This is a genomic window from Mesorhizobium sp. M0437 (assembly GCF_040321335.1).
GTDB lineage: Bacteria > Pseudomonadota > Alphaproteobacteria > Rhizobiales > Rhizobiaceae > Mesorhizobium.
On the sequence record NZ_JAMYRK010000249.1, the window covers coordinates 1 to 754 of the forward strand.

Below are 754 nucleotides of genomic sequence, written 5' to 3' on the forward strand. Positions count from 1 at the left end.
TCGCTGCCAGCTGCTTGCTCAGCTCTGCGATTTGGTATCGGATACCACTCCATGCCTGCAGCATTGGCACAACAATGCGCGCCAGCTTTTCTTCACCCCGCAGAAGGTCGCGAACGTTGCGTTCGAACACGCTTCCGGCGCCCTTGGGCACGACAAGGCCGAACGTCTTCATCAATCCACGGATTTGATTGGATATCTGCAAACGCATCTTAAGAAGTTGGCGCCGCGCGGTGATCAGCGTGCGGATCAGCATGCTGTCGAAACCTTTGACGCGGACCTCTCGGTAGAAGCCGACCTCGGCCAGATGTGCCAGGCCATCGGCATCGTTCGCATCGGTCTTGTTCGCGGCCATGTCGAGCGCGGCTTTGGCATGCCGCGCGTCGATGCAGATCACCGGCAGGCCCTCTGCCGTCAACGCATGGTAGAACCACACCGACAGCGGCCCCGTTTCGAACACAACCCGCCGGACATGCGGTGCGCGCTTGCGGATCACCGCCGCAAGCAGTTGCGGATCGGATGCGCACTTGCCCCGCCAAATCCTCTTACCGTTCTGCCGGATCGATATTGCCGTCTCTTTCATGGATACGTCGAGGCCGATATAGTGTTCCATGGCTGTCCTCCGTTCGGTGGCTGGGCCCGGTGTCGATCGAGAGCCCGTTCTTCATCCTATCGGAGGACAGCCAGCCGGCCAGATGTTCGAACATCGCCGCCACATCTCAGGTGGCCACCGCTTCCGCGATTACTTCATGTTCGT

At 59.9% G+C, this 754-nt stretch carries 1 protein-coding gene; it reads right to left on the bottom strand.

Annotated features, from left to right (window positions below):
* On the bottom strand, positions 1-610 hold a 610-nt coding region (locus NKI72_RS35295; protein ID WP_352852298.1), incomplete at its 3' end, for an IS110 family transposase.
* Positions 611-754 lie beyond the last annotated feature (144 nt).